Raw genomic sequence first — 21162 nt, forward strand, 5'->3', positions numbered from 1 at the left:
CAACAGCGACCATTAAAGTGAAATAAACCAGACCGAAAGCATGAATCTGTCTAGGGTGCTCTGCTGACTGGACAACACAGCTTCAGAACAACATTTAAACACAATTATAGAAGCCACTGTAGTAATCTCGATTCTAAGTGTGTGGGTCCAAAGATGCTCAGCAATTTGTTTGGCAAATGCCTGTGATTTCGGTCACACTTCCCTACTCAATTCTCGGAGCGACTGGCATCCGATCGCCCCTAGGCCAATTTTTCAGGCTGCAAAAAGCGTCGGGTGGACATACCGCAGTTGCTTGAAGCTAGAATCGCATCGATGCACTCGCCCCAAATTAACAGGCAAAAAGTTCCGTTTCCGGCTAGTGTACATAGAGAATTCTTGCTCGATCGGACTTTTTTTTGCGAATGCCTTCGAGAGATGGGCCAGAGATGGGCGATGCAAGATTTTGCACCCTGTGAAAGATTTCTTTTGCCCTCCGGTTGATTCGGTGACAAAATTCACCGATCAAACAAAAAGAATGAGACGATCGACCTGCCGATCGACTTTGACAACCCTAATGTAGGGAACCTTGGCGCAAACAGTGTACCCACGCTCCGTAAATTCGCGGTCTCGGCAATAATCTCCATAGCTTAATCGATGAAAAAAAACTTTAGCAATTATACGTATTATTACACAAACAACCGTCCGAGATATCATCACGCTTATTTGATATCTCCCCTATTAGAAATGCTGGCGGCACTTCAGCAGACCAGCAAGACAAAACTCCGAGTTTTGGATCTCGGCTGCGGCAATGGCAGCCTCAGTCACGTTATCGCAGAGCACGGCTGCGAAGTTGTCGGCGTTGACACTTCTGCGCCCGGAATTGCCATCTCCAGTCAAAGTTTCCCCGAGTGTCAGTTTATCCAAGCAGATATTTACGACCTCCCAGATACCGATATTCTGAAGTCATTTGATGTTGTCTTAGCTATTGAAGTAATCGAACACTTGCTTTATCCTAAAGAACTAGCAAGAACTGCCAAAAAATGCCTCAATCCGGGAGGAAAACTAATTATTTCCACGCCCTATCACGGCTATTTAAAAAATCTGGCTTTAGCGGTTTCTGGCCAACTAGATAAACATTTTACCGTTCTTTGGGATAACGGTCACATTAAATTTTTTTCAGTAGAGACGCTGACCAAGTTATTAACATCTGAAGGATACACCGACATAAGATTTAAATTTGCTGGGCGGTTTCCCTATCTTTGGAAATCAATGTTATGCTCTAGTACGTTCTCGCCACCAGCGGATAAATTATGAGTTGGGATTTGTGATTTTTCAGCCCATTAATTTTTCTGAATAAACGACCAGCGCTCATGAAAAGTAAAAGATAACTTTTGGCGTTTGGATATGAGGCGATCAACTTTGGCAGAACCAAGCTGCTATCAACCGCACCGATGATCGATCTTCCCTACAGGGATTTCCTAGCGCGCCATCGGGACAAACTTCAGTCGATCGATCCCATGAGGTTTATCTTAGCCAATCTCGACAAAATTCCGCCGACAGAATTGGCAACCATCGGCCAAAAAGCGGCAGAGTGGCACTTAGGAAGTCATTAGTCAGCAATCAGTAGTCAGTAGTCGTTAGTCATTTGTTATTAGTCATTTGTTACTTGCTACCCATGCCCCATGCCCCATGCCCATGCCCCATGCCCTTTGCAATTCTTATTTTTTCCCTGACTTTTCCCTAAACATTCCACAGCGTTTCCACAGGCAAGTCTGAGGTTTTCCACAGGTGCGACAAAGTTTTCCACAGAAATTAACGGCACGGTAGCATCTTGCTGCGGAATTGGGGATTTCCTTAACTTGCTGCCCAATCCCTCATAAACCGCCCAACACATAAAGATATGTAACAAAAAATGCCCTGAAAAGCTTATTATTTGGTAAACCTTTTTTTTATCTAAAGGACTTTGTAATATTTCGCAACATTGACAAACCCACCCCCTCATAGCGCACAATGATGCGACCGACCTAAAAAAAGCGCTCTGATTTCGGCTGTGCCTGCACCTGTATCCGGCCGAAGGGGGGGTTCTGTTTTCAATTTATTAGCGAGACTAAAAAAAATGATGAACCCAACAGTCAGTATTTTTGCTGAAATTCCCGAAACGCTGCACGATTCTCTCAAAACTTACCTGGAAACCCATCCCGAATGGGATCTAGACCGAGTATTTTGCGCGGCCCTGTCGCTGTTTTTGTTGCAGAATGCCGATAGCGGTACGCCTGAAGCTTCGCGCAGTTATCGCCAAGCTGCGAGAGTTTATCTCGAAACTCTGTTTCAATCTCCTCAAGATTTGCACAGCAACAATGTAACTCCGTCGTCTTGAAGGATCGGGGGAGAGAGGGAGACGCGGTTTCTGGGAAGGATTTTAGTTGACCGAGAGGGCGCGCACTGCAGAGGTGGCAACTTCAGCTTAAAATCCCTGAGAACTATCGCTTATAGCTTAATGCCGAACCCCATTGCATCTCCCTTAAGAAGGGGACTTTGATAGCTTCAAGTCCCCCCGGACTATCAGGGGATGCCGAGGGGAGAAGCTGTCTTAATCGTCAAACAGTAGACGGGTAGTACATAAGATGCGCTTGTTTACATCCAGGGTGCTTGTGGCGCACTCTACAGACTACAAACAAATGGCTGAAGACTACATCATGCCCATGCCGCCCATGCCGCCCATGCCGCCCATGCCACCCATGCCGCCCATGCCGCCCATGCCGCCCATGCCGCCCATGTCGCCCATGTCGCCGCCGGCTTTTTTCTTCTCGGGTTTTTCGACAATCACAGCTTCAGTGGTCAGCACCATACCAGCGATGGAACCGGCATTTTGCAAAGCCGATCGCACCACCTTAGCCGGGTCAATAATCCCGGCGGCAATCATATCTTCGTACACGTCGGTGAGAGCGTTGTAGCCAATGTTGAACTCGCTCGCCCGCACTCGCTCGATGACGATCGAACCTTCAACGCCGGCATTATCAGCGATTTGACGCAAAGGTGCTTCCAAAGCTTTCTTCACCAAGTCAGCGCCTACTTGTTCTTCGGCGTCTAAAGTATGTGCGATCGCATCTATTTTTGTAATCAGGTGAATTAGCGTCGTGCCACCTCCGGCAACGATACCTTCTTCCACAGCAGCTTTAGTAGCGTTCAGAGCGTCTTCAATACGCAGTTTACGGTCTTTGAGCTCGGTTTCGGTAGCTGCGCCGACTTTAATTACAGCGATGCCACCGGCGAGTTTGGCGATGCGTTCGGTTAGCTTTTCCTTGTCGTACTCGGAATCCGTCGCTTCTAGCTGCTTGCGGATTTGCTCGATCCGTTTTAGCACGTCAGCTTTGTGTTCTTCGCCAGCAACAATGATCGTGTTTTCTTTGTCGATCGTAATTTTGCGGGCGGTACCGAGCATTTCTAGGGTTGCGGTATCGATGCTGAGTCCGACTTCTTCTGAAATCAGTTGACCGCCTGTGAGAACGGCGATATCTTGAAGCATAGCTTTGCGTCGCTCCCCAAAACCAGGAGATTTCGTTGCTGCGATGTTCAATACGCCGCGGGCTTTGTTGACTACCAGAGTTGCCAAAGCTTCGCCTTCAATATCTTCGGCGATAATTAGCAGCGGTTGACCTGTGCGGGCGATTTTTTCGAGAACTGGAATTAGTTCTTGAATGGAGCTAATTTTTTTGTCGGTAATCAGGATGCGAGCGTTTTCGTAATCAACTTCCATGCGATCGCCGTTAGTGACGAAATACGGAGAAAGATATCCGCGATCGTACTGCATCCCTTCGACAACTTCCAATTCTGTTGTCAGAGATTTCGACTCTTCAACAGTAATTACGCCGTCTTTCGTGACTTTTTCCATTGCTTGGGCAATCATGGCGCCGACTTCTTCGTCGTTACCGGCGGAGACAGTGGCGACCTGAGCAATGGCGCTTCCTTCGACGGGTTTGGCCAATTTCTCGATTTCCAGCACCAAGTGGGCGATCGTTTTTTCAATACCCCGGCGCAGCGCGACTGGGTTGGCGCCTGCAGCGACATTCTTCAAACCTTCGCGAATGAGGGATTGAGCTATAACCGTTGCGGTTGTTGTGCCGTCGCCTGCGATATCTTTAGTTTTGGAGGCGACTTCTTGAATTAAGCGAGCGCCGGCATTTTCCAGGGGGTCTTCGAGTTCGATCTCCCTAGCAACGGTGATACCGTCGTTAACAATTTGGGGACTGCCGTATTTCTTTTCCAATAGGACGTTCCGGCCTTTCGGGCCCAAGGTGATGCGGACAGCATCGGCGAGTTGATTGACGCCGCGTTCTAGTGCCCGCCGAGATTTGTCGCTAAATGCAACTATTTTGGTCATGTTTGTCTCCAATCGCTTACATTAGCAAATTTAGCACTCTCTGAGGCTGAGTGCTAAGTCGATCGATTTTTGATTGTAGCGCGCCTCGACGGTGTGGGGGATTGGGGGGACGGATTGGGATTTGGGCGAGCTCGTTCCGGGTGGCTAAGGACAGGGCATTGCCGTGTCCCCACAGATCTCGTGTTCCCACAGATATAATGGGGTTTGTTACATATCGATATAATCAGGTTTTAGTTAATACCAAAACCTAATTTTGATGGCACGTTATCCCAAAGCAGAATTTTTATTAAAAATTTCTTAACTTGAGTTTGCGGTCATCTACCTTTCGATAGAGCTTCTATTATTTTTTCCAACTTCTACCTTCTATAGCAACCGCCAAGACTATTAGGACGTTCTTAATTGCTGAAACATGAGCTTGAAGATTGCGCCTTCCCTCGGACTTCTTCATTCTTCCTTGTTCCTTGTTCCTTGCATCCGTTATATCCGTTACAAAATCCGTTGCCGAACCTTCTTCCTTTCCTCAATTAATCTCAAATTACGCACTAACACATGGCTCGTTATTCTCGACTGCAAAAACTCGGCTCTTATATGCGCCCGCACTGGAAGCCCACCTTCTGGGGCGTTTTTTCGCTATTAGTTGTCAATGCTGTGGGCGTTTACATTCCCCTGCTGATTCGGAATGCAGTTGACACTCTCCAAGTTGCGACTAAATTTGACCAAGTTTTCAACTTCGTGGCACTAATTCTGATCCTCGCCTCAATTATGTGGGTAATTCGGATGGCGTCGCGGATTTTGCTGTTTGGCGTCGGGCGTCAAGTCGAATTTGACCTCAAACAGCAAATATTTAATCATTTATTAACATTAGAACCGTCTTATTTTGCAGCCAATACGGTAGGAGATTTAATTAACCGCGCTACTTCCGATTTGGACAATATTCGGCGCTTGGTGGGGTTTGCGGTGCTGAGTTTGGCGAATACGGCATTTGCCTATGCTTTGACTTTGCCGGTGATGCTGGGGATTAATGTAAGGCTGACGCTGTTGGCGATCGCCGTTTATCCTTTAATGTTAGTTTTGGTTCAGTTATTTAGCGACAAACTTCGCATCCAACAGTTAGCCGTGCAAGAGGAATTGTCGGCGATGAGCGATTTGATTCAGGAGGATATGAGCGGGATTTCCGTAATTAAAATTTACGCTCAAGAAGAAAACGAACGCCGAGCTTTTCGCAATTCAAACGCACAGTTGCTATCAGCAAATTTGGAATTAGCAAAAACTAGAAACTTTATTTTTCCGCTGCTGGGCGGTTTGGCAAGCATCAGTTTGTTGGTGCTGCTTTCTGCTGGTGGCGGGGCAATTGCTAATGGTCAAATTAGCATTGGCGATTTTGTGGCGTTGCTGATTTATGTCGAGCGTTTGGTGTTTCCGACGGCGCTGTTGGGTTTCACAATTACTGCTTACCAGCGGGGAGAGGTGAGTGTCGATCGCATCGAATCAATTCTGACGGTGGAACCGCAAATTAAGGATGTTGCCGATGCAGTTGAACTGGCAACTCCAGTCAAAGGCGAAATTGTCGCCCGCCATCTAAATTATACTTATCCCGGCGCTAAGATACCCGCGCTTAAAGATGTTGATTTTACCATAAAACCGGGAGAAACTGTCGCCATTGTTGGGGCGATCGGCTCTGGAAAATCAACTTTAGCTAATGCGCTGCCACGCTTGCTCGATATCGATCCGGGTCAGTTATTTGTAGACGGACAGGATATTACCAAGGTAAAATTGACCGAATTGCGCGGGGCGATCGCCTACGTTCCGCAAGAAAGTTTTCTGTTCGGCACTACCATCAAGAATAACATCCGCTACGGAAACCCTTTAGCGGAACAGCCGGAGATTGAAGCTGCAGCCAAACAAGCGCAAATTCACGCCGAAATCCTCAACTTTCCGCAGCAGTACAAAACAGTTGTCGGCGAGCGCGGCATTACTTTATCCGGCGGACAGCGGCAGCGAACGGCACTTGCTCGCGCTTTGTTAGTTGACGCCCCGGTGTTAATTTTGGATGACGCTCTTTCCAGCGTTGACAATCAAACGGCTACCGACATTTTGCGAAACTTGGCAACGGGAACCGATCGCAAAACGGTAATTTTTATCTCGCATCAAATGTCGGCGGCGGCTAGTGCCGATCGCATTTTTGTGATGGATAGGGGAGAAATAGTTCAGAGTGGCACTCACCTTGAATTGGTAGGGGAAACAGGGCTTTATCAGTATTTGTGGAACCAGCAAAAATTAGAGGAATTGCTGCACTGACCAGTGACCGATACTTTGAGTTATCTAGAGTTAGACCATAGATAAATAGGTAGGTGCAAATAAACTGGTGACTAGAAGGGCGGGGTTTGTCAGAATAAACTGGCTGCTAGTATAGCTCCCGCCTAAACCCGCCCTCCCCATCTAATGTTTATTTGTAACCACCTACTTAACTAGGAAAGTTAGGGTTGAAACTTATCCCACTAACTGCATCCCTAATCCTAGGATTTTGGTGATAAAAAATCCACCAAATTTATTGCAAACCGACTTTAATGAGCTACTTTACTGAATGGAATTTCTTCTTGTTGTTGAAACAATTTAATCGATTGCAGACTATCTGAAGCAGCATCCCAAAGAATGAATTTGAAGCAGTCAGGAATATCGCGAATGGTCAGTGATTTTGAATTAGCCAGCAGGTGAATATTAGCATTGTGACAAGCTTGAAGATTATAGTTAGGTATTCGCTCAGAGAGATGATGAATATTGTGGTAAGCAATATCAGCCGAAAACCAATTGAGAAGATTTGGTAATTTTAGGTAACTACTGCCTTCAATTGCGCCAAGAAGATAGTCCCAACCCTCGGCTTTATGAGCGTAGGAACCGTCAAAATTATGCTGTACAAAGAAAATACAGATAAATATCGCTGCTGAACAGGTCATGACAATTGAGTAAACACTCCAGAAAAAGCCCAATCCCAGTAAGTTGCTCAGATAAATCCAGCTAGCAACAACACAAATATTGTTGAACAGTAAATCCCAAAATTCAGCCGTCGTATACCAATGTTTGGATTTATAAGAAGCAATGATTGCAGATAAACCCATGCCCAAATCTTGATTGAGACAAGCAAAAATATGTCTGATAAAACCAGTAATTCCCAAGATTAGCGCGAGTCGTGGCTTAATAATTAGATAGAAAAAACCACCTGGAAACAGCATCAATGGGTGTCTGAGTAATTGATACATCTTTTGGCTAAATGGACTTAGCGCCGCAAATTTTTCGGTGGATATCAACGCCGAAGGGCCTCGGTACATATCCCAATTACCATTATGTTTGTGGTGATAAGCGTGTCCCCTCGACCACGGATACTGAGGAATCGCATTGATGATACCTAACAGAAAACCCATAATGCGATTGACTTTTTTGGAACTAAAAAGAGAATAGTGTCCGCAATCGTGCATCAAAGAGAAACAACGTCCTGAAAAAAGTGTCATCAACACCATTATCGGCGGCAGCAGGAATACAGAAATGGCAGCAGCTTTAAAGGCTAAAAACCATAAGAGTATATAAGGAATCACTGTATTGAGTATTTGGCAACTAGCTTTCAAATTGTTGCTCTTCATATAAGGAGCTAGCACAAAATCCGACTTTTTGATCGCGTTTTTCATTCAGTATGTCTATGGTGTGTGGATAAGTGCTTCGCTTAGCATCAGGATAGGGTGGGTATTTTTGGAATTGTTTTATTGCAGGTAAGCGGGTGAGTTGCGGTTGGAATTTTGCCTATACTTGACAAACCTGCTAATAATATTTAGTTCATTAGCTCCTCATTTAGATGGTTTCGCCAAGCTGAAATTAATCCCAGCATTGACGTACTTGCTCATAAAAAACGGTAAGAGTAATTGCTAATTGTTGCAGAAAATCGATTTCTATTTGACAGTCATTTGTTAGCAGAATAATTTCTTGGGTGGGATGGTATGTCGCAATGATTTGAAGCAAAATTGAGATAGCGGATAGCTCTCTTGACGGTCGTTACAGATAATCTGTTAGCGATAATTCAGTTAGGAATTGCAAGTGATGCGGAACCGTAGAGACTGTATAATCTCATCACATTTGCGGGACAGGGGCGGATTTACGCCGGACTTTCCCCGTTTCTTCCAAAGGTTTTTTTGTTGGAACCGATTTTTGCACATTTATGAGGTTATCACAAGTCTGCTTTGTTTACAGAAAAAACTGTGAAGCCTGTCAACAGCCGAACAAATCGCTGCACCGGAAGGTATGAATATCATTGGTTGGTTGCACGCCATTCAGTAATTTATGCCACTATTTTTGCTTGCATCGTCTGTGCCACACTTTACTGTACCGGGTTCTAGCCCAACTCGATCGCAGGTTCAAAAGTTGGGCTACGGGCGAAAACTTTTTATTGGCGGGCGATAGGGGCGATCGACAAACGACCCATCTCGGAAACCAAAGCTGACACAACATCCAGAAGCGCAGAGGATTTTGGCTCAACTCCTTGAGAATAGAATTTGAGGAGCGATCGCAATTGCCTGCGTTTTTTGTGCTCGGAGATAGCTTTGATTTGCTACAATCTAATCGCACACGCGATTAGAAATGGGTTATGACCGAACTATTAGATGAGACGCTTTCTATTGAAATGGCCGCTCGCATCAAAAGCAACCGTAAAAACTGCTTTGACAACGCTTGTAAAGCAGCGTTAGCCACCGAGGGCGCGATTTATGTTCAAGGCTTTTTAGCCGTGCCGGGAGTGCCATATAAACCTATCGAATATAGCTGGATTGAACTCGATGAGCGAATTGTTGACCCAACCTTTCCCCATCTTGGTTTCATCGCTCAAGACATTCATTACTTCCCAGTCCAGCGCTTCAGCGTCAAGAAACTCAAAGCAATCCTAGAAGAATCAAAAGAAGATTATCCTGAAGACGACCCGCTGCCGATTTATGGCAATCAACCTTATGAATATTACGGCGATTTGATGTTAGGCGGTAGCGATTACCAAAATGCTTACGATTTGGCTGCCGCTAAATGCAGGGAATTAAACCAACCCAAAAAACAGGATGCGAACTAATTCCAGAGTTACCAAAAAATGGTGGAATGCGCCTATTATAGCAGTAAGGTATGCTGCACCCAACCTATATAGGTTCAAGTAAGTGCTGAAGGTCCAAACCTCGAATAATGAAAAGCAGCCAATAACGGATCTAAGTTCTGATTCGCAATCAAATCAGCCAACAATTTAGCCGTCACCGGAGCCAACAAAATGCCATTGCGGTAATGCCCCGTCGCCCATGTCAAATTCTCCCAAGCACTACCACCCAAAATCGGCAATTCATCAGGAGTAGCTGGCCGAAATCCCCACCAAAACTCCAGAATTGGATAATTTTGTAATTCGGGATATAACTTAATCGCTCCTGCTAGCAAACTTTGGATTCCCGCAGGCGTATTTCCCGGCGTGAAATCAACATTTTCGCTAGTTGCACCAATAATAATTCTGCCATCTTGACGTGGCACAATATAAATGCCAGTCCCGAATAGAACGGTTTGTAGGGGCTGGATAACTCCACAATCTTCTGGTACACATACTGACAGCATTTGTCCCTTTCTTGGAAAAACAGGAATATCCAATAATTTCTCAGACCAAGGACCAGCAGCCAAAACATAACGGTCAGCTTGTAATTTTCCTGCCGTTGTTTCCACTCCAAAAACTCGTTTTTTATGCCGAACAATTTCCTCTGCAGTGCCTTGAATAATATCAATTTTTAATTCTTTGCTGGCAAATTGAAGCGTCCGAAATAAAGCGCGGTTGTCTACTTGAGCGTCGTCAGGATACCACCAACCGCCAATTACTTCTTGACCTAATCCAAACTGGTGCTGGCGAACAGTATCTCTGTCCAACCATTGATAATTAAGGTTTGACAAAAGCGGCTTTTCTTGAGATTCGTTTTGACAAACTGGTGCGAGAATTCCCGATCGCCAATATCCCGTTTTCAATCCAGTAATATTCTCTAGCCGTTCTACCCAGGCAGGATACAGTGCGCGACTTTGCAAGCACAAATCCAGCATCGGACTCGGGGGAATTCGTTCGGCTTGCGGGGCAAGCATTCCCGCAGCAGCCCTGGCCGTCGGTTGTTTAGAATCGGCGGTCAGAACTGCGACAGATGCCCCTCGCAATTTCAGTTCTACTGCTAGCGAAAGACCAATTATTCCGCCGCCAATAATCAGAATATCTTTAGATGAATTCATTAACTTTTATATGGACTTTCTGGCTTTTTTGACCTCTCGGGTTTCTTTAGAGTAAGGTGTGCTAAGCACACCTTACAGTTAGAATTATTATGCAAGTCTTACAGATTATCTGGCAAGGCGATCGTCCTATCTGCCTTCCTTAACAAAAAATCTATGCTTGGGGTTTCCAGACAGTTTCACAACCTTGACCCCAGAAACCGTCATATTTTGTCACCTTAATATCGCCTAAAACCTTGGTTTGGCAGGACAAACGGCGGTTGGAGGCGGGAGAATGGGGAGGAACCGAAAGTCGGGCTTTTTCGCGCCACTGGGCCTCGGAAACTTCGCCCTCGACGGTGACAGCGCAGGTGCCGCAAGTGCCGAGGCCGTGGCAGTTGATGACTTTGGCGTTGCCGTTGTAGAGATCGATGCCGTTTTTGAGCAATACTTCACGGAGATTCGCTCCGCGATCGCACTCAAATGTTTTGCCTTGCGCTTCTACCTTGACCACAGCAATTTACCCCAGTTAGATTTATGTTAATTTTCCTATATATTATCGCATTAAATTCAAATATATTCATCTAATATGGTAAGTGATATATTACCAATTTCTCGATCGCAATTTCCCATGACAAATCGGCTCTGGATCTACGATACCACGCTGCGAGACGGTGCTCAGTGTGAGGGACTCTCCTTATCTCTCGAAGACAAACTGCGAATTGCTCGACAGTTAGACAGTTTAGGAATTCCCTTTATTGAAGGCGGCTGGCCGGGGGCGAATCCTAAAGACGTACAATTTTTTTGGCGACTCAAAGAACAGCCCCTAACTCAAGCAGAAGTTGTAGCTTTTTGTTCGACTAGGCGGCCGGGAACTACGGCAGCTAATGATGAAATGTTGCAGGCTATTTTGTCCGCCGGTACTCGCTGGGTGACGCTGTTTGGCAAGTCGTGGGATTTGCACGTTATTGAAAGTTTGAAGACCACGCTAGAAGAAAATCTGGCGATGATTCGAGATACAATTCAATATTTGCGGAGTCAGGGAAGGCGCGTTATTTACGATGCCGAACACTGGTTTGATGGGTACAAAAACAATCGAGATTATGCTATTAAAACTTTAGAAGTAGCCGACGATGCCGGTGCAGAATGGCTGGTGCTTTGCGATACTAACGGCGGTACTTTGCCTCACGAAATTAGTGAGGTGGTTCGCGATGTTTTAGAATCTTTAGGAACTAATAGACAAAAATCTTTACAATTAGGAATTCATACTCACAACGACTCTGGAGTTGCGGTTGCTAATGCTTTGGCTGCTGTGCGGGAAGGAGTGAGGATGGTACAGGGAACTATAAACGGTTACGGCGAACGCTGCGGTAATGCCGATTTATGTTCTTTGATTCCTAACTTTCAGCTAAAGCTGGGTCAGAATTGCATTGAAGACGAGCAATTAGTGAGATTAACTCAAGTAAGTCGCTCGATTAGTGAAATTGTCAATCTTGCTCCCGATGATCGTGCTCCTTTTGTCGGTCTTTCGGCTTTTGCTCACAAAGGTGGAATTCATGTATCGGCTGTTGAGAAAAATCCGTTAACTTACGAACATTTGGAACCGGAAAAAATTGGCAACAGGCGGCGAATTGTGATTTCCGATCAAGCGGGCTTGAGCAATGTTTTGGCGAAGGCTCGCACTTTTGGCATGGATCTCGATCGCAAAAATCCTGCTTGCCGCCAAATTCTGGAAAAATTGAAAAATTTGGAAAGTCAGGGATATCAATTTGAGGGTGCTGAGGCTTCTTTTGAATTGTTAATGCGAGAGGCTTTGGGAAAGCGCAAGCATTTATTTGAAATCAAAGGTTTTCAAGTTCACTGCGATAAAGGTAAGGAGGAAACAGTTAATTCTTTAGCAACGGTGAAAGTGACTGTTAACGGTCAAGATATTCTCGAATGCGCGGAAGGAAACGGGCCTGTTTCCGCACTTGATGCGGCTTTGCGGAAGGCTTTGCGGAATTTTTATCCTGCAATTACTGATTTTAACTTAACCGATTATAAGGTACGAATTCTAGACGGATGTGCGGGAACTTCTGCTAAAACTCGCGTTTTGGCTGAGTTTAGCAACGGTCAAGACCGCTGGACAACTGTGGGGGTTTCTGGTAATATTTTGGATGCTTCTTATCAAGCGGTTGTTGAGGGTTTGGAGTATGGTTTGGTGTTGGGAGATAGGGAGGCGATCGTTTTAACTGTGTCGAGTTATTAGGTTGACGGCGAAGAGAAGTTGCCTGAATATCGATGTTTAAATAGATATCAGGCGATTTCAAGAGGCGGTTAGCCAATTTAAAAAGGGTGAAACCTGAGATTTTGCATCATTCTCAATAAGGCTTTTATGGGCTGGCTATAACATCCCACCCACAAGAAATTCATTCTTTGTGGAACAGGCCCGAAAGCCTTTTAAATGAGAAGGGTGCTCTGGGCGTGAGTCGGGAGCATCTCAATGAAAGCAGCCAAGCTAGAAATTGGAGTTTTGAGGCCCGACGCGCCGAGGCTCTCTTGCTGCTGGGAAAGAGGAAGAAGGAAGGAGCCAGAAGAAGTGTTTTTACAAATATGAGATGCTCCCCGTGAGTTATCCTAGTTGTTTGACCCAATTCATAATTGTCGTATGATGTACACCTTTGACTCTTTCAATCTCCCTAAAACCCATGCCATTAACATACATTTTTAGGCATTCGTCTTTCACTTCTTGAGCATAACCTCTGTGAGGTTGATAGCAGTCTATAAATTGTCTGCCACAGGTAACACACAGGTAGTTCTGCTTACTTTTTTTTCGCCCATTTTTATTGATGTGAGTTGACTTACATTCAGGACATTTCATAGAATATGACTGGTGTTAAATTATTTTTTGTAAATTGCTCTCAAAATCAATAATATCTTAATTCAGCAACGCCGATTATTTAATAATGTGGTGCGCGTGATGACACAATCACTTTTGCTATTAATGCTAACTCTGTATGAGGAGTTTCATCCCTCATACAGAGTTACCAGTCTCTTTCAATTGCCCATTCTAGCTAAGACTACTTTTTAACCTCATTATTATTACCTTCGCCCACGATCGATCGCATTCCTTCGAGCGTCGCGGGAATGCTGCGCGGGTCCATAAACATCACCTTGCTGCTGTCGCTGGTGCCAATTTTTAGACCCATATCCAGATAGTTTTGAGCTAACAAAAATTGTAAAGCTTCCCGGGCAGTGGGGTCATTTTGCAGAGTTTTGGCGATAATTTGCAAGGCCTCAGAAGTAGCTTGAGCTTTCAAAACCTGACTTTGGCGTTCTGCTTGAGCTTTCAGGACGATCGCCTTTTGTTGAGCTTCCGCCTCCAAAATAGTCGCTTTTTGGCGCGCCTCTGCATCCAAAACTTGCGCTTCAGCTTTACCTTTGGCGCTGTTAACTGCTGACTCGCGTTCGCCCTCAGATGTCAGAATTGCCGCCCGCTTGCGTCGATCGGCTGCCATCTGCAATTCCATCGATTCCTGTACAGTTTTAGAAGGGATAATATCGCGCAATTCTACCCGCGTTACTTTCACTCCCCAAGGATCGGTAACAATATCTAAATCTCTGAGCAAAATTTCATTAATTTGAGAACGAGCAGTAAAGGTTTGTTCGAGATCCAGTTGACCCATTTCGGCGCGAATTTGAGTCAGCACCATATTTACCATTGCTGACTGGAGATTTTCTACTTTGTAACAAGCTTTTTCCAAGTCTACAATGCGCCAGTAAACGACAGCATCAACGGTGATGGAAACGTTGTCGCGGGTAATACAAGCTTGCGGAGGAATATCTAAGACTTTTTCCCGAATTGTTTGCTCGTACACGACGCGATCGAGAAACGGCTTGACAAAATTCAAACCCGGTTCCAGTTTCTTACCGCTGTATTTACCTAAAGTTTCCACCAATGCTTCATTTCCCTGATTGATAATTTTGACGGAACCTGCGAGGGCTGAGCCGCCTAAAGCTAAAAATACGAGTAAAAAAATTTGTTCCACGGTCGCCTCCTATTAAATGTTGAGTGTTGAGTGTTGCCTGTTAAATGTTGACTAATGACTGATGACTAACTACTAATTGCCTGTGATTAATTACGCATTTTGTTTAAGAATGCAATAAATTTTCTGGCAAAACTATTAGAGTAGTGCCTTTCCGTCCCACGACAATTACGTTTTGGTTGGGGGGGATAGTGGCCTTCGTGTCTTCGCAGCGAGCTTGCCAAGAATTCCCCTCATAAATGACTCGGCCGGCTTCTCCGGGGGGAATTTCTGTCAAAGTTTTTGCTTCCTGAGAATCTGCGATCGCCCTTGCCTTGCCTTTTGGTATCAACCGCCGAGACAGCAGCACAAAAACTGTCGAAAATACCATCCACAGGAATATTTGTAAATTAACGTAAGGTAGAACTAGAGAGCATCCAGCTACGGCGAAGGCGCTCAGTCCCATCATAAAAGCGACAAAAGCAGTCGGGAGAAATAGCTCTGCCAAACACAGCAAAGACCCAGCTAGCAGCCAAAGGAGCGTCGGAGTCAAGATCATAAAAAGAATAGGTGATACTATTTAGATCTTAGATTGGAAATTTAAGATTTAAGAAATGCAAACAACTGACTCTGCAAGGGTTTGCGACTTGCTGGCCCTCAGAGCGATTTTTCGCGCCACGGTATCAGGTTGAGGCTTCTACCGTACTCCAAGTCAGAGTTTAGTAACTTAAATTACAATTTAAGCCGGTGCAGACTGGCAGAAACTACAATTTCTAGGGGCCCAAAGGCAGTTAAGAAATTGATAGGGGCTAAAATCAGTTTATTCTCAAGCTCATGAATTTGAGGTTGCGAATTATATATCTTCAGAATGTTTTTACACAAACTATTTCGATATGATCAGCAGTTTCTCCGAACCCATTTATTGCCCGAATCTTAGCTGTGCCGATCCCCGCAATACCTTTGGCCGCCAGCACTGTGCAGCGTGCGAAACGGATTTAATTTATCGCTATGTGTGGGTGGTGGGACAAGCAGCCGAGGAAGTGCCGACGGGTAAGGTAATAGCCGATCGATACTTTGTCATTGCACCTCAAATCTGGCTCGACAGCCGTCCAGCTTTGCCTCCCAGCGTCCCTGAACAACTGCCGGATAGCATTATGCCTTACCTGCATTTGTATCCCCAACGGCTGCATACGCCGGAAGTATACGGTTTTTCTTCCTTGGGGGAAGCACCGGAAGCGACAGACGTGCTCTTGTTGGAAAATGTGCCCATCAATAATTTCGGTCGCCTGTATCCTTCTATTTTAGAAGCTTGGTCGGGGACAAGCGCCGCGCGCCAAGTTTACTGGCTGTGGCAAATGCTCCAACTGTGGGCGCCGCTATCGGAACAGGGAGTCGCTTCGAGTTTGCTGGTACCGGAAAATTTGCGCGTGGAAGGTTGGCGGGTACGCCTGCTGGAACTGCACCGGGGCAATTTTGTACCGACGCTGCGGGATTTGGGAGATGTGTGGTCAGGTTTGGTGGAATCAGCGCAACCCGAGGTGCAGTCGAGACTCGGAGAGATTTGTCAGTTTATGCGCCGCAGCAGCATGAATTTCGACGCGATCGCCCTGGAACTAAACGATTTACTATTAGAAGAAGCCGCTCAATTGCCTCTGCACTTAGAAGTAGTCGGCATGACCGATACCGGCCCGCAACGCTCCCAAAATGAAGACAGTTGCTATCCGATTGCTACTGATTTTCAATCTAGCAAAACTTCAGGGAACGACAAATTAATTCCTTACTTGACAATGGTTTGCGACGGGGTTGGAGGTCACGAAGGAGGAGAAGTTGCCAGTCAATTAGCCGTGCAGTCTCTGAAAGCTTTAATCCAAAATTTGCTCGCAGAAATTGCTCAACAAGAAGAGTTGATGACGCCAGCAATGGTCATCAAGCAACTCGAAGAAATAGTGAAAGTTGTGAATAATGTGATTTCCGCTCAAAATAACGAGCAGGGAAAAGAGTTGCGGCAGCGGATGGGGACGACTTTGGTGATGGCCCTCCAGTTGCCTCAAAAAGTGAAAATTTCCGAGGACTTGCCCTCGAATAACAGCCACGAACTTTATTTAGTCAATGTTGGAGATAGCCGCGCTTATTGGATTGGCAAAAATTACTGTCACCGGCTGACTGTGGACGACGACGTAGCCTCAAGGGAAGTCCAGCTAGGACATTGTTTATACTGGGAGACTCAACTGCGAGCCGATGCAGGAGCCCTGACTCAAGCTTTGGGAACGCGGGACGGCGATTTCCTGCGCCCGACGATTCAGCGATTTATTGTCGAAGAGGAAGGCTTACTGCTGCTGTGTTCCGACGGTTTGAGCGACAACGACTGGGTAGAGAAATCTTGGGAGAATTACGGCCCAGAAGTGCTTGAGGGCAAAATGTCTTTGGAAGCCGCGGTTCAGTCTTGGATTCGTCTCGCCAACGAGAAAAACGGTTATGACAACACCTCCGTGGTGGCCACTCACTGTCGGATGTCGCCTGAGAGATTGGTACTGTTCGATCCGGCGGTGGCGTCAGCGCCGGCGTCAGCGCCAGCGTCCGCCTCGGTGTCGCTGCCGCCGTCCCTGCCGCGGTCCCTCCAGAAGTCCGGGAGGATTCCAGAATCTCAGCTTTCAGAATCGTCCAAACAGTTGTTGTACCCCGAAACTTCCCCCGCCCCGGAACCCCTTCAAAAACGCCGATCCAAGCTGCCACTGCCCCTACTGGGGGTGTTGGGGCTGATATTAGCCGGCGGCGGTTTAGGTTTGTGGGTGCAAAGCCTCCAAAGCCGCCAGCCAGATCCCGCACCACTTCCGCCACCGCCGGAAACTCCCGCCCCAAGTCCTTCGGAGAGTCCCTCGCCCGGAGCTGAGAGTCCCTCGCCGTCCCCCGAATCGACTCCTGCGGAAATTCCGTCGCCCGGGGTCGAGAGTCCCTCGCCGTCCCCCGAATCGACTCCTGCGGAAATTCCGCCGCCCGAAGAAGGGGAAACTCCTTTGCCATCACCGGAGTAAGGGAGATTGAATTAAGCAGAACCTTTCATAAAAGTAATATGGGATGCGGGAAACGATCGCGTCTTCAGATTCCAGAGGGAAGCGACGCGGGGGACTTCAGTCCCCGTGTTCTTTCTTTCCGACCAACGGCCCTTGTGGTAAATCTTCTAGGCTTTTGAGCTTACAAAAAAATGCTTCGAGAGTCGCAGCTATCTACTATCCAAATTCGGGAAAAATTTCCCAGTGTAAATTGAATGCTTTCTGGTAGAGCTCATTGATCTTCTCTTCCAAGATTGGCCTGTAAGTTTTTTTTTGCGTGGTCGCGGTTGGTTTTTCGGCTAGCACCCATTTTTACTTACTGAGATGTTGCACCATTTTCAATAAGCCTTTTATGAACGGGATCTGGGACCCGTTTCACAAGAAAATCTACTCTTTGTGGAACAAGCCGGAAAGCCTGTGCGAGCGAGAATGGTTCAGATGTGAGCTTACCTACACAATCGCTCAATTACTCGTCAATTTTATCGTTTTATAATACCAAATCCGGGAAACGTTACCTCTTACCCCTGATGATAACCCTGCGGAAACTTCACTCGCTTGTGTACTCTCAAAAAATAGAACCTTTGAGGCAAATATTGAAGAAAAATTGTCACCAACTTCAATAAATACAGCTCGCTTGACAGTTGATAAACAAGTGAATATTTTCCCTAGCTTGGGTGTCCCTCCCGCGATCGTATGGCTGCTTTTGGCCCCGGTCGTCATCAATTAGAGGTCATTAACCCGGATTTGGTATTAGATAATTTTCTCGCGGACCTGTGAAAACTATTTGACAATTTATTGACGATCGTTGCCTTAATTGGGCTAGTCCAACCTTTCCGCTTTTTTAATTATCATTATTAGTTAATTTTTTATCCACTTAGAGGGGCTGACAAAATCTACTCATTTCTAACTTGTTACCAATGACTTGACATCAGCTATGCTATGTAAATCACAGTGGGATCATCTCAAGGAAAGCAGCCAAGCTAGAAATTGGAGTTTTGAGGCAGGAGGCAGAAGGTAGAAAAAAAGAGGCAGAAGGCAGGAGCCAGAAGAAGTGTTTTTACAAATATGAGATGCTCCATCACAGTTAATGATTTGGTATCATAGTCTGCTTGCAGAAATAAGAGGGCTAAAAAGTCAGCCATCACTACAAAAAGTAGTTAACAATGCTTAATAATCTCCAGGCAGCTAACAATTAGCGATTAGGAACTAACAACATAAGCTTTTTTTATATTGACGGCGCACAATTTATTAACTATAATTACCAGGCTAAAAATAACAAAAATCTTACGCCTAACAGTTTTTCTCAAATAACCGTTAAACTATTCTAACGTTTGCGCGTACTCAACCTCGCAGGCACAACCTATATCTGTTAAGGATTCGTCCTGATTCACAGGAGCAAGATTTTAAAATATGCATCTCAGCGAACTGACTCACCCAAACCAATTACACGGCCTCTCGATTCATCAACTCGAACAAATTGCCCGACAAATTCGAGAAAAGCATTTAGAAACTGTAGCCGCTAGCGGCGGCCACCTCGGCCCAGGATTGGGTGTAGTCGAACTGACCTTAGCACTCTACCAAACACTCGACCTCGATCGCGACAAAGTTACTTGGGATGTCGGCCACCAAGCTTATCCTCACAAATTGATAACCGGTCGCTACAACCACTTCCACACCCTGCGCCAAAAAGACGGCGTTGCAGGCTATCTCAAGCGCTGCGAGAGCAAATTTGACCACTTCGGCGCCGGCCACGCTTCCACAAGCATTTCCGCAGCGTTAGGAATGGCGATGGCGCGCGACCTCAAGGGGGAAAACTTTAAAACTGTAGCAGTCATCGGCGACGGCGCATTGACGGGCGGCATGGCACTCGAAGCGATCAACCACGCGGGCCATATGCCGAAAACCAATTTGTTAGTTGTGCTCAACGACAACGAGATGTCAATCTCCCCCAACGTCGGCGCAATTACCCGCTATTTGAACAAGATGCGATTGTCGCCACCAGTGCAGTTTCTCAAAGATAACTTAGAGGAACAATTCAAACACATTCCCTTTGTTGGCGAAACTTTTACTCCAGAAATGGAACGCCTCAAAGAAGGGATGAAACGCTTAGCAGTCTCGAAAGTTGGAGCAGTAATTGAAGAATTGGGCTTTACTTACATGGGCCCGGTAGATGGACACAATTTGGAAGAGTTAATTACCACTTTCAAACAAGCTCATACTATCCAAGGGCCGGTGTTGGTTCACGTTGTGACGGTGAAGGGCAAAGGATATGCGATCGCCGAAAAAGACCAAGTAGGATATCACGCCCAAAATCCCTTTAACTTAGCTACCGGCAAAGGCATTCCCTCCACTAAACCCAAGCCTCCAGCTTACTCGAAAGTCTTTGCCCACGCCCTGGTAAAGCTAGCAGAAGATAATCCCAAAATTGTCGGCATTACCGCTGCAATGGCAACCGGAACAGGTCTGGATAAACTTCATGAAAAACTGCCGAAACAGTACATTGATGTCGGGATTGCCGAACAGCACGCCGTGACTTTATCCGCTGGTTTAGCCTGCGAAGGAATGCGCCCGGTTGTAGCAATTTACTCGACATTTGTGCAGCGGGGGTATGACCAAATAATTCACGATGTCTGTATCCAAAATTTGCCCGTTTTCTTCTGTTTGGATCGCGCCGGAATAGTCGGCGCTGACGGCCCCACCCACCAAGGAATGTACGACATTTCTTTCTTGCGGTGTCTGCCAAATATGACAATTATGGCACCAAAAGATGAGGCAGAATTGCAGCGGATGGTAGTCACAGGAATCAACCACACCAGCGGCCCGATCGCCATGCGTTACCCGCGCGGCAACGGTTACGGCGTGCCTTTGATGGAGGAAGGTTGGGAAGAATTGCCGATCGGCAAAGCCGAAATTCTCCGCAACGGCGACGATTTGCTGATATTGGGTTACGGTTCAATGGTTTATCCGGCAATGCAAACCGCCGAGATGCTGAGCGAGCACGGGATTGAAGCAACTGTGATCAATGCGCGTTTTGTCAAGCCTTTGGACACCGAATTAATCCTGCCTTTGGCACAGCGAATCGGCAAAGTTGTCACAATGGAAGAAGGCTGTTTGATGGGAGGCTTTGGTTCAGCAGTAGCCGAAGCTTTGTTGGACAATAATGTTGTTGTTCCAGTGATGCGGTTGGGTGTACCCGATACATTGGTAGATCATGCAACGCCTGAACAATCATTTGCCAGTTTGGGATTAAATCCGTCGCAAATGTGCGATCGTATCTTAGCAACATTCAGCCGCAAACAGTCTCCTGTTAGCGTGTAAATAGCTAGAATTGTAGGGTGCGCCTAGCGCACCTTACCATTAGAGTTCCGAGCAGCAGGATTGAAGTAAGACTTGAGGATAAGGCAGAAAAAACAATGACTAACGTGAAACCAAATCGTACCTTAAATTTTAATCTAACGCCAGTGGCTGAACACTCGGCGATTAGTAGTTGATATGTGTGCGG

At 46.1% G+C, this 21162-nt stretch carries 15 protein-coding genes and 1 pseudogene; 8 read left to right on the forward strand and 8 right to left on the reverse strand.

Annotation, left to right across the window (positions count from 1 at the left end; all coding sequences use genetic code 11):
• The first annotated feature begins 633 nt into the window (after positions 1 to 633).
• Both QUA45_RS07650 and QUA45_RS07655 read left to right on the forward strand, forming a co-directional pair.
• A complete protein-coding gene (locus QUA45_RS07650; protein WP_333099927.1) occupies positions 634 to 1293 on the forward strand; it encodes a class I SAM-dependent methyltransferase in 660 nt (219 codons plus the stop codon).
• A gap of 77 nt (positions 1294 to 1370) precedes the next feature.
• Entirely contained in the window at positions 1371 to 1592 is a 222-nt protein-coding gene (locus tag QUA45_RS07655) for a hypothetical protein (protein WP_333220149.1), read from the forward strand.
• A gap of 56 nt (positions 1593 to 1648) precedes the next feature.
• On the opposite strand, the gene QUA45_RS07660 is transcribed toward QUA45_RS07655, so the two are convergent.
• Positions 1649 to 1888 (reverse strand): hypothetical protein, encoded by a 240-nt coding sequence (locus tag QUA45_RS07660; protein ID WP_333095206.1) that lies wholly within the window; start codon positions 1886 to 1888, stop codon positions 1649 to 1651.
• A 210-nt stretch (positions 1889 to 2098) separates the two neighbouring features.
• On the opposite strand from QUA45_RS07660, the gene QUA45_RS07665 reads away from it, so the two are divergent.
• On the forward strand, positions 2099 to 2356 hold the full coding sequence (locus tag QUA45_RS07665) for a DUF2811 domain-containing protein (protein WP_050813024.1): 258 nt from the start codon (positions 2099 to 2101) through the stop codon (positions 2354 to 2356).
• A 312-nt stretch (positions 2357 to 2668) separates the two neighbouring features.
• On the opposite strand, the gene groL is transcribed toward QUA45_RS07665, so the two are convergent.
• Positions 2669 to 4360 carry a chaperonin GroEL gene (gene groL, locus QUA45_RS07670; RefSeq protein WP_333220151.1) on the reverse strand — a complete coding sequence of 564 codons (1692 nt, stop codon included), beginning with the start codon at positions 4358 to 4360 and terminating at the stop codon, positions 2669 to 2671.
• Between the two features lie 549 nt (positions 4361 to 4909).
• Here groL and QUA45_RS07675 point away from each other — a divergent pair.
• Positions 4910 to 6658: an ABC transporter ATP-binding protein gene (locus QUA45_RS07675; protein WP_333095204.1), complete on the forward strand. Its 1749-nt coding sequence runs from the start codon at positions 4910 to 4912 to the stop codon at positions 6656 to 6658.
• Positions 6659 to 6924: 266 nt separating this feature from the next.
• Here the strand turns inward: QUA45_RS07675 and QUA45_RS07680 are convergent, their stop codons facing one another.
• A complete protein-coding gene (locus QUA45_RS07680; protein ID WP_333220153.1) occupies positions 6925 to 8040 on the reverse strand; it encodes a fatty acid desaturase in 1116 nt (371 codons plus the stop codon).
• Between the two features lie 950 nt (positions 8041 to 8990).
• On the opposite strand from QUA45_RS07680, the gene QUA45_RS07685 reads away from it, so the two are divergent.
• Positions 8991 to 9458 carry a hypothetical protein gene (locus QUA45_RS07685; RefSeq protein WP_190734193.1) on the forward strand — a complete coding sequence of 156 codons (468 nt, stop codon included), beginning with the start codon at positions 8991 to 8993 and terminating at the stop codon, positions 9456 to 9458.
• A gap of 74 nt (positions 9459 to 9532) precedes the next feature.
• Here QUA45_RS07685 and thiO read toward each other — a convergent pair whose 3' ends face one another.
• Positions 9533 to 10630: a glycine oxidase ThiO gene (gene thiO, locus QUA45_RS07690; protein ID WP_333095202.1), complete on the reverse strand. Its 1098-nt coding sequence runs from the start codon at positions 10628 to 10630 to the stop codon at positions 9533 to 9535.
• 151 nt (positions 10631 to 10781) lie between these two features.
• Positions 10782 to 11120, reverse strand: coding sequence for a 2Fe-2S iron-sulfur cluster-binding protein (locus QUA45_RS07695; protein ID WP_333095201.1), 339 nt, complete (start codon positions 11118 to 11120; stop codon positions 10782 to 10784).
• A gap of 117 nt (positions 11121 to 11237) precedes the next feature.
• Between QUA45_RS07695 and cimA the strand changes: the two genes are divergently transcribed.
• Positions 11238 to 12854, forward strand: a complete 1617-nt coding sequence (gene cimA, locus QUA45_RS07700) for a citramalate synthase (protein ID WP_333095211.1) — start codon at positions 11238 to 11240, stop codon at positions 12852 to 12854.
• Positions 12855 to 13220: 366 nt separating this feature from the next.
• Here cimA and QUA45_RS07705 read toward each other — a convergent pair.
• The 3 genes and pseudogenes from QUA45_RS07705 to QUA45_RS07715 all read right to left on the reverse strand — a co-directional run.
• A pseudogene (locus QUA45_RS07705) lies at positions 13221 to 13466 on the reverse strand (IS1/IS1595 family N-terminal zinc-binding domain-containing protein); the annotation flags it as partial.
• A 199-nt stretch (positions 13467 to 13665) separates the two neighbouring features.
• Positions 13666 to 14634 (reverse strand): SPFH domain-containing protein, encoded by a 969-nt coding sequence (locus QUA45_RS07710; protein WP_333095200.1) that lies wholly within the window; start codon positions 14632 to 14634, stop codon positions 13666 to 13668.
• Between the two features lie 103 nt (positions 14635 to 14737).
• Positions 14738 to 15169, reverse strand: coding sequence for an NfeD family protein (locus QUA45_RS07715; protein ID WP_333095199.1), 432 nt, complete (start codon positions 15167 to 15169; stop codon positions 14738 to 14740).
• A 334-nt stretch (positions 15170 to 15503) separates the two neighbouring features.
• Between QUA45_RS07715 and QUA45_RS07720 the strand changes: the two genes are divergently transcribed.
• Both QUA45_RS07720 and dxs read left to right on the forward strand, forming a co-directional pair.
• Positions 15504 to 17642 carry a protein phosphatase 2C domain-containing protein gene (locus QUA45_RS07720; protein WP_333220154.1) on the forward strand — a complete coding sequence of 713 codons (2139 nt, stop codon included), beginning with the start codon at positions 15504 to 15506 and terminating at the stop codon, positions 17640 to 17642.
• A 1428-nt stretch (positions 17643 to 19070) separates the two neighbouring features.
• Positions 19071 to 20978: a 1-deoxy-D-xylulose-5-phosphate synthase gene (gene dxs / locus QUA45_RS07725; protein WP_333095197.1), complete on the forward strand. Its 1908-nt coding sequence runs from the start codon at positions 19071 to 19073 to the stop codon at positions 20976 to 20978.
• The last annotated feature ends 184 nt before the right edge of the window (positions 20979 to 21162 follow it).

This window comes from Microcoleus sp. Pol12A5 (assembly GCF_036701435.1).
In the GTDB taxonomy this organism is placed as follows: domain Bacteria; phylum Cyanobacteriota; class Cyanobacteriia; order Cyanobacteriales; family Microcoleaceae; genus Microcoleus.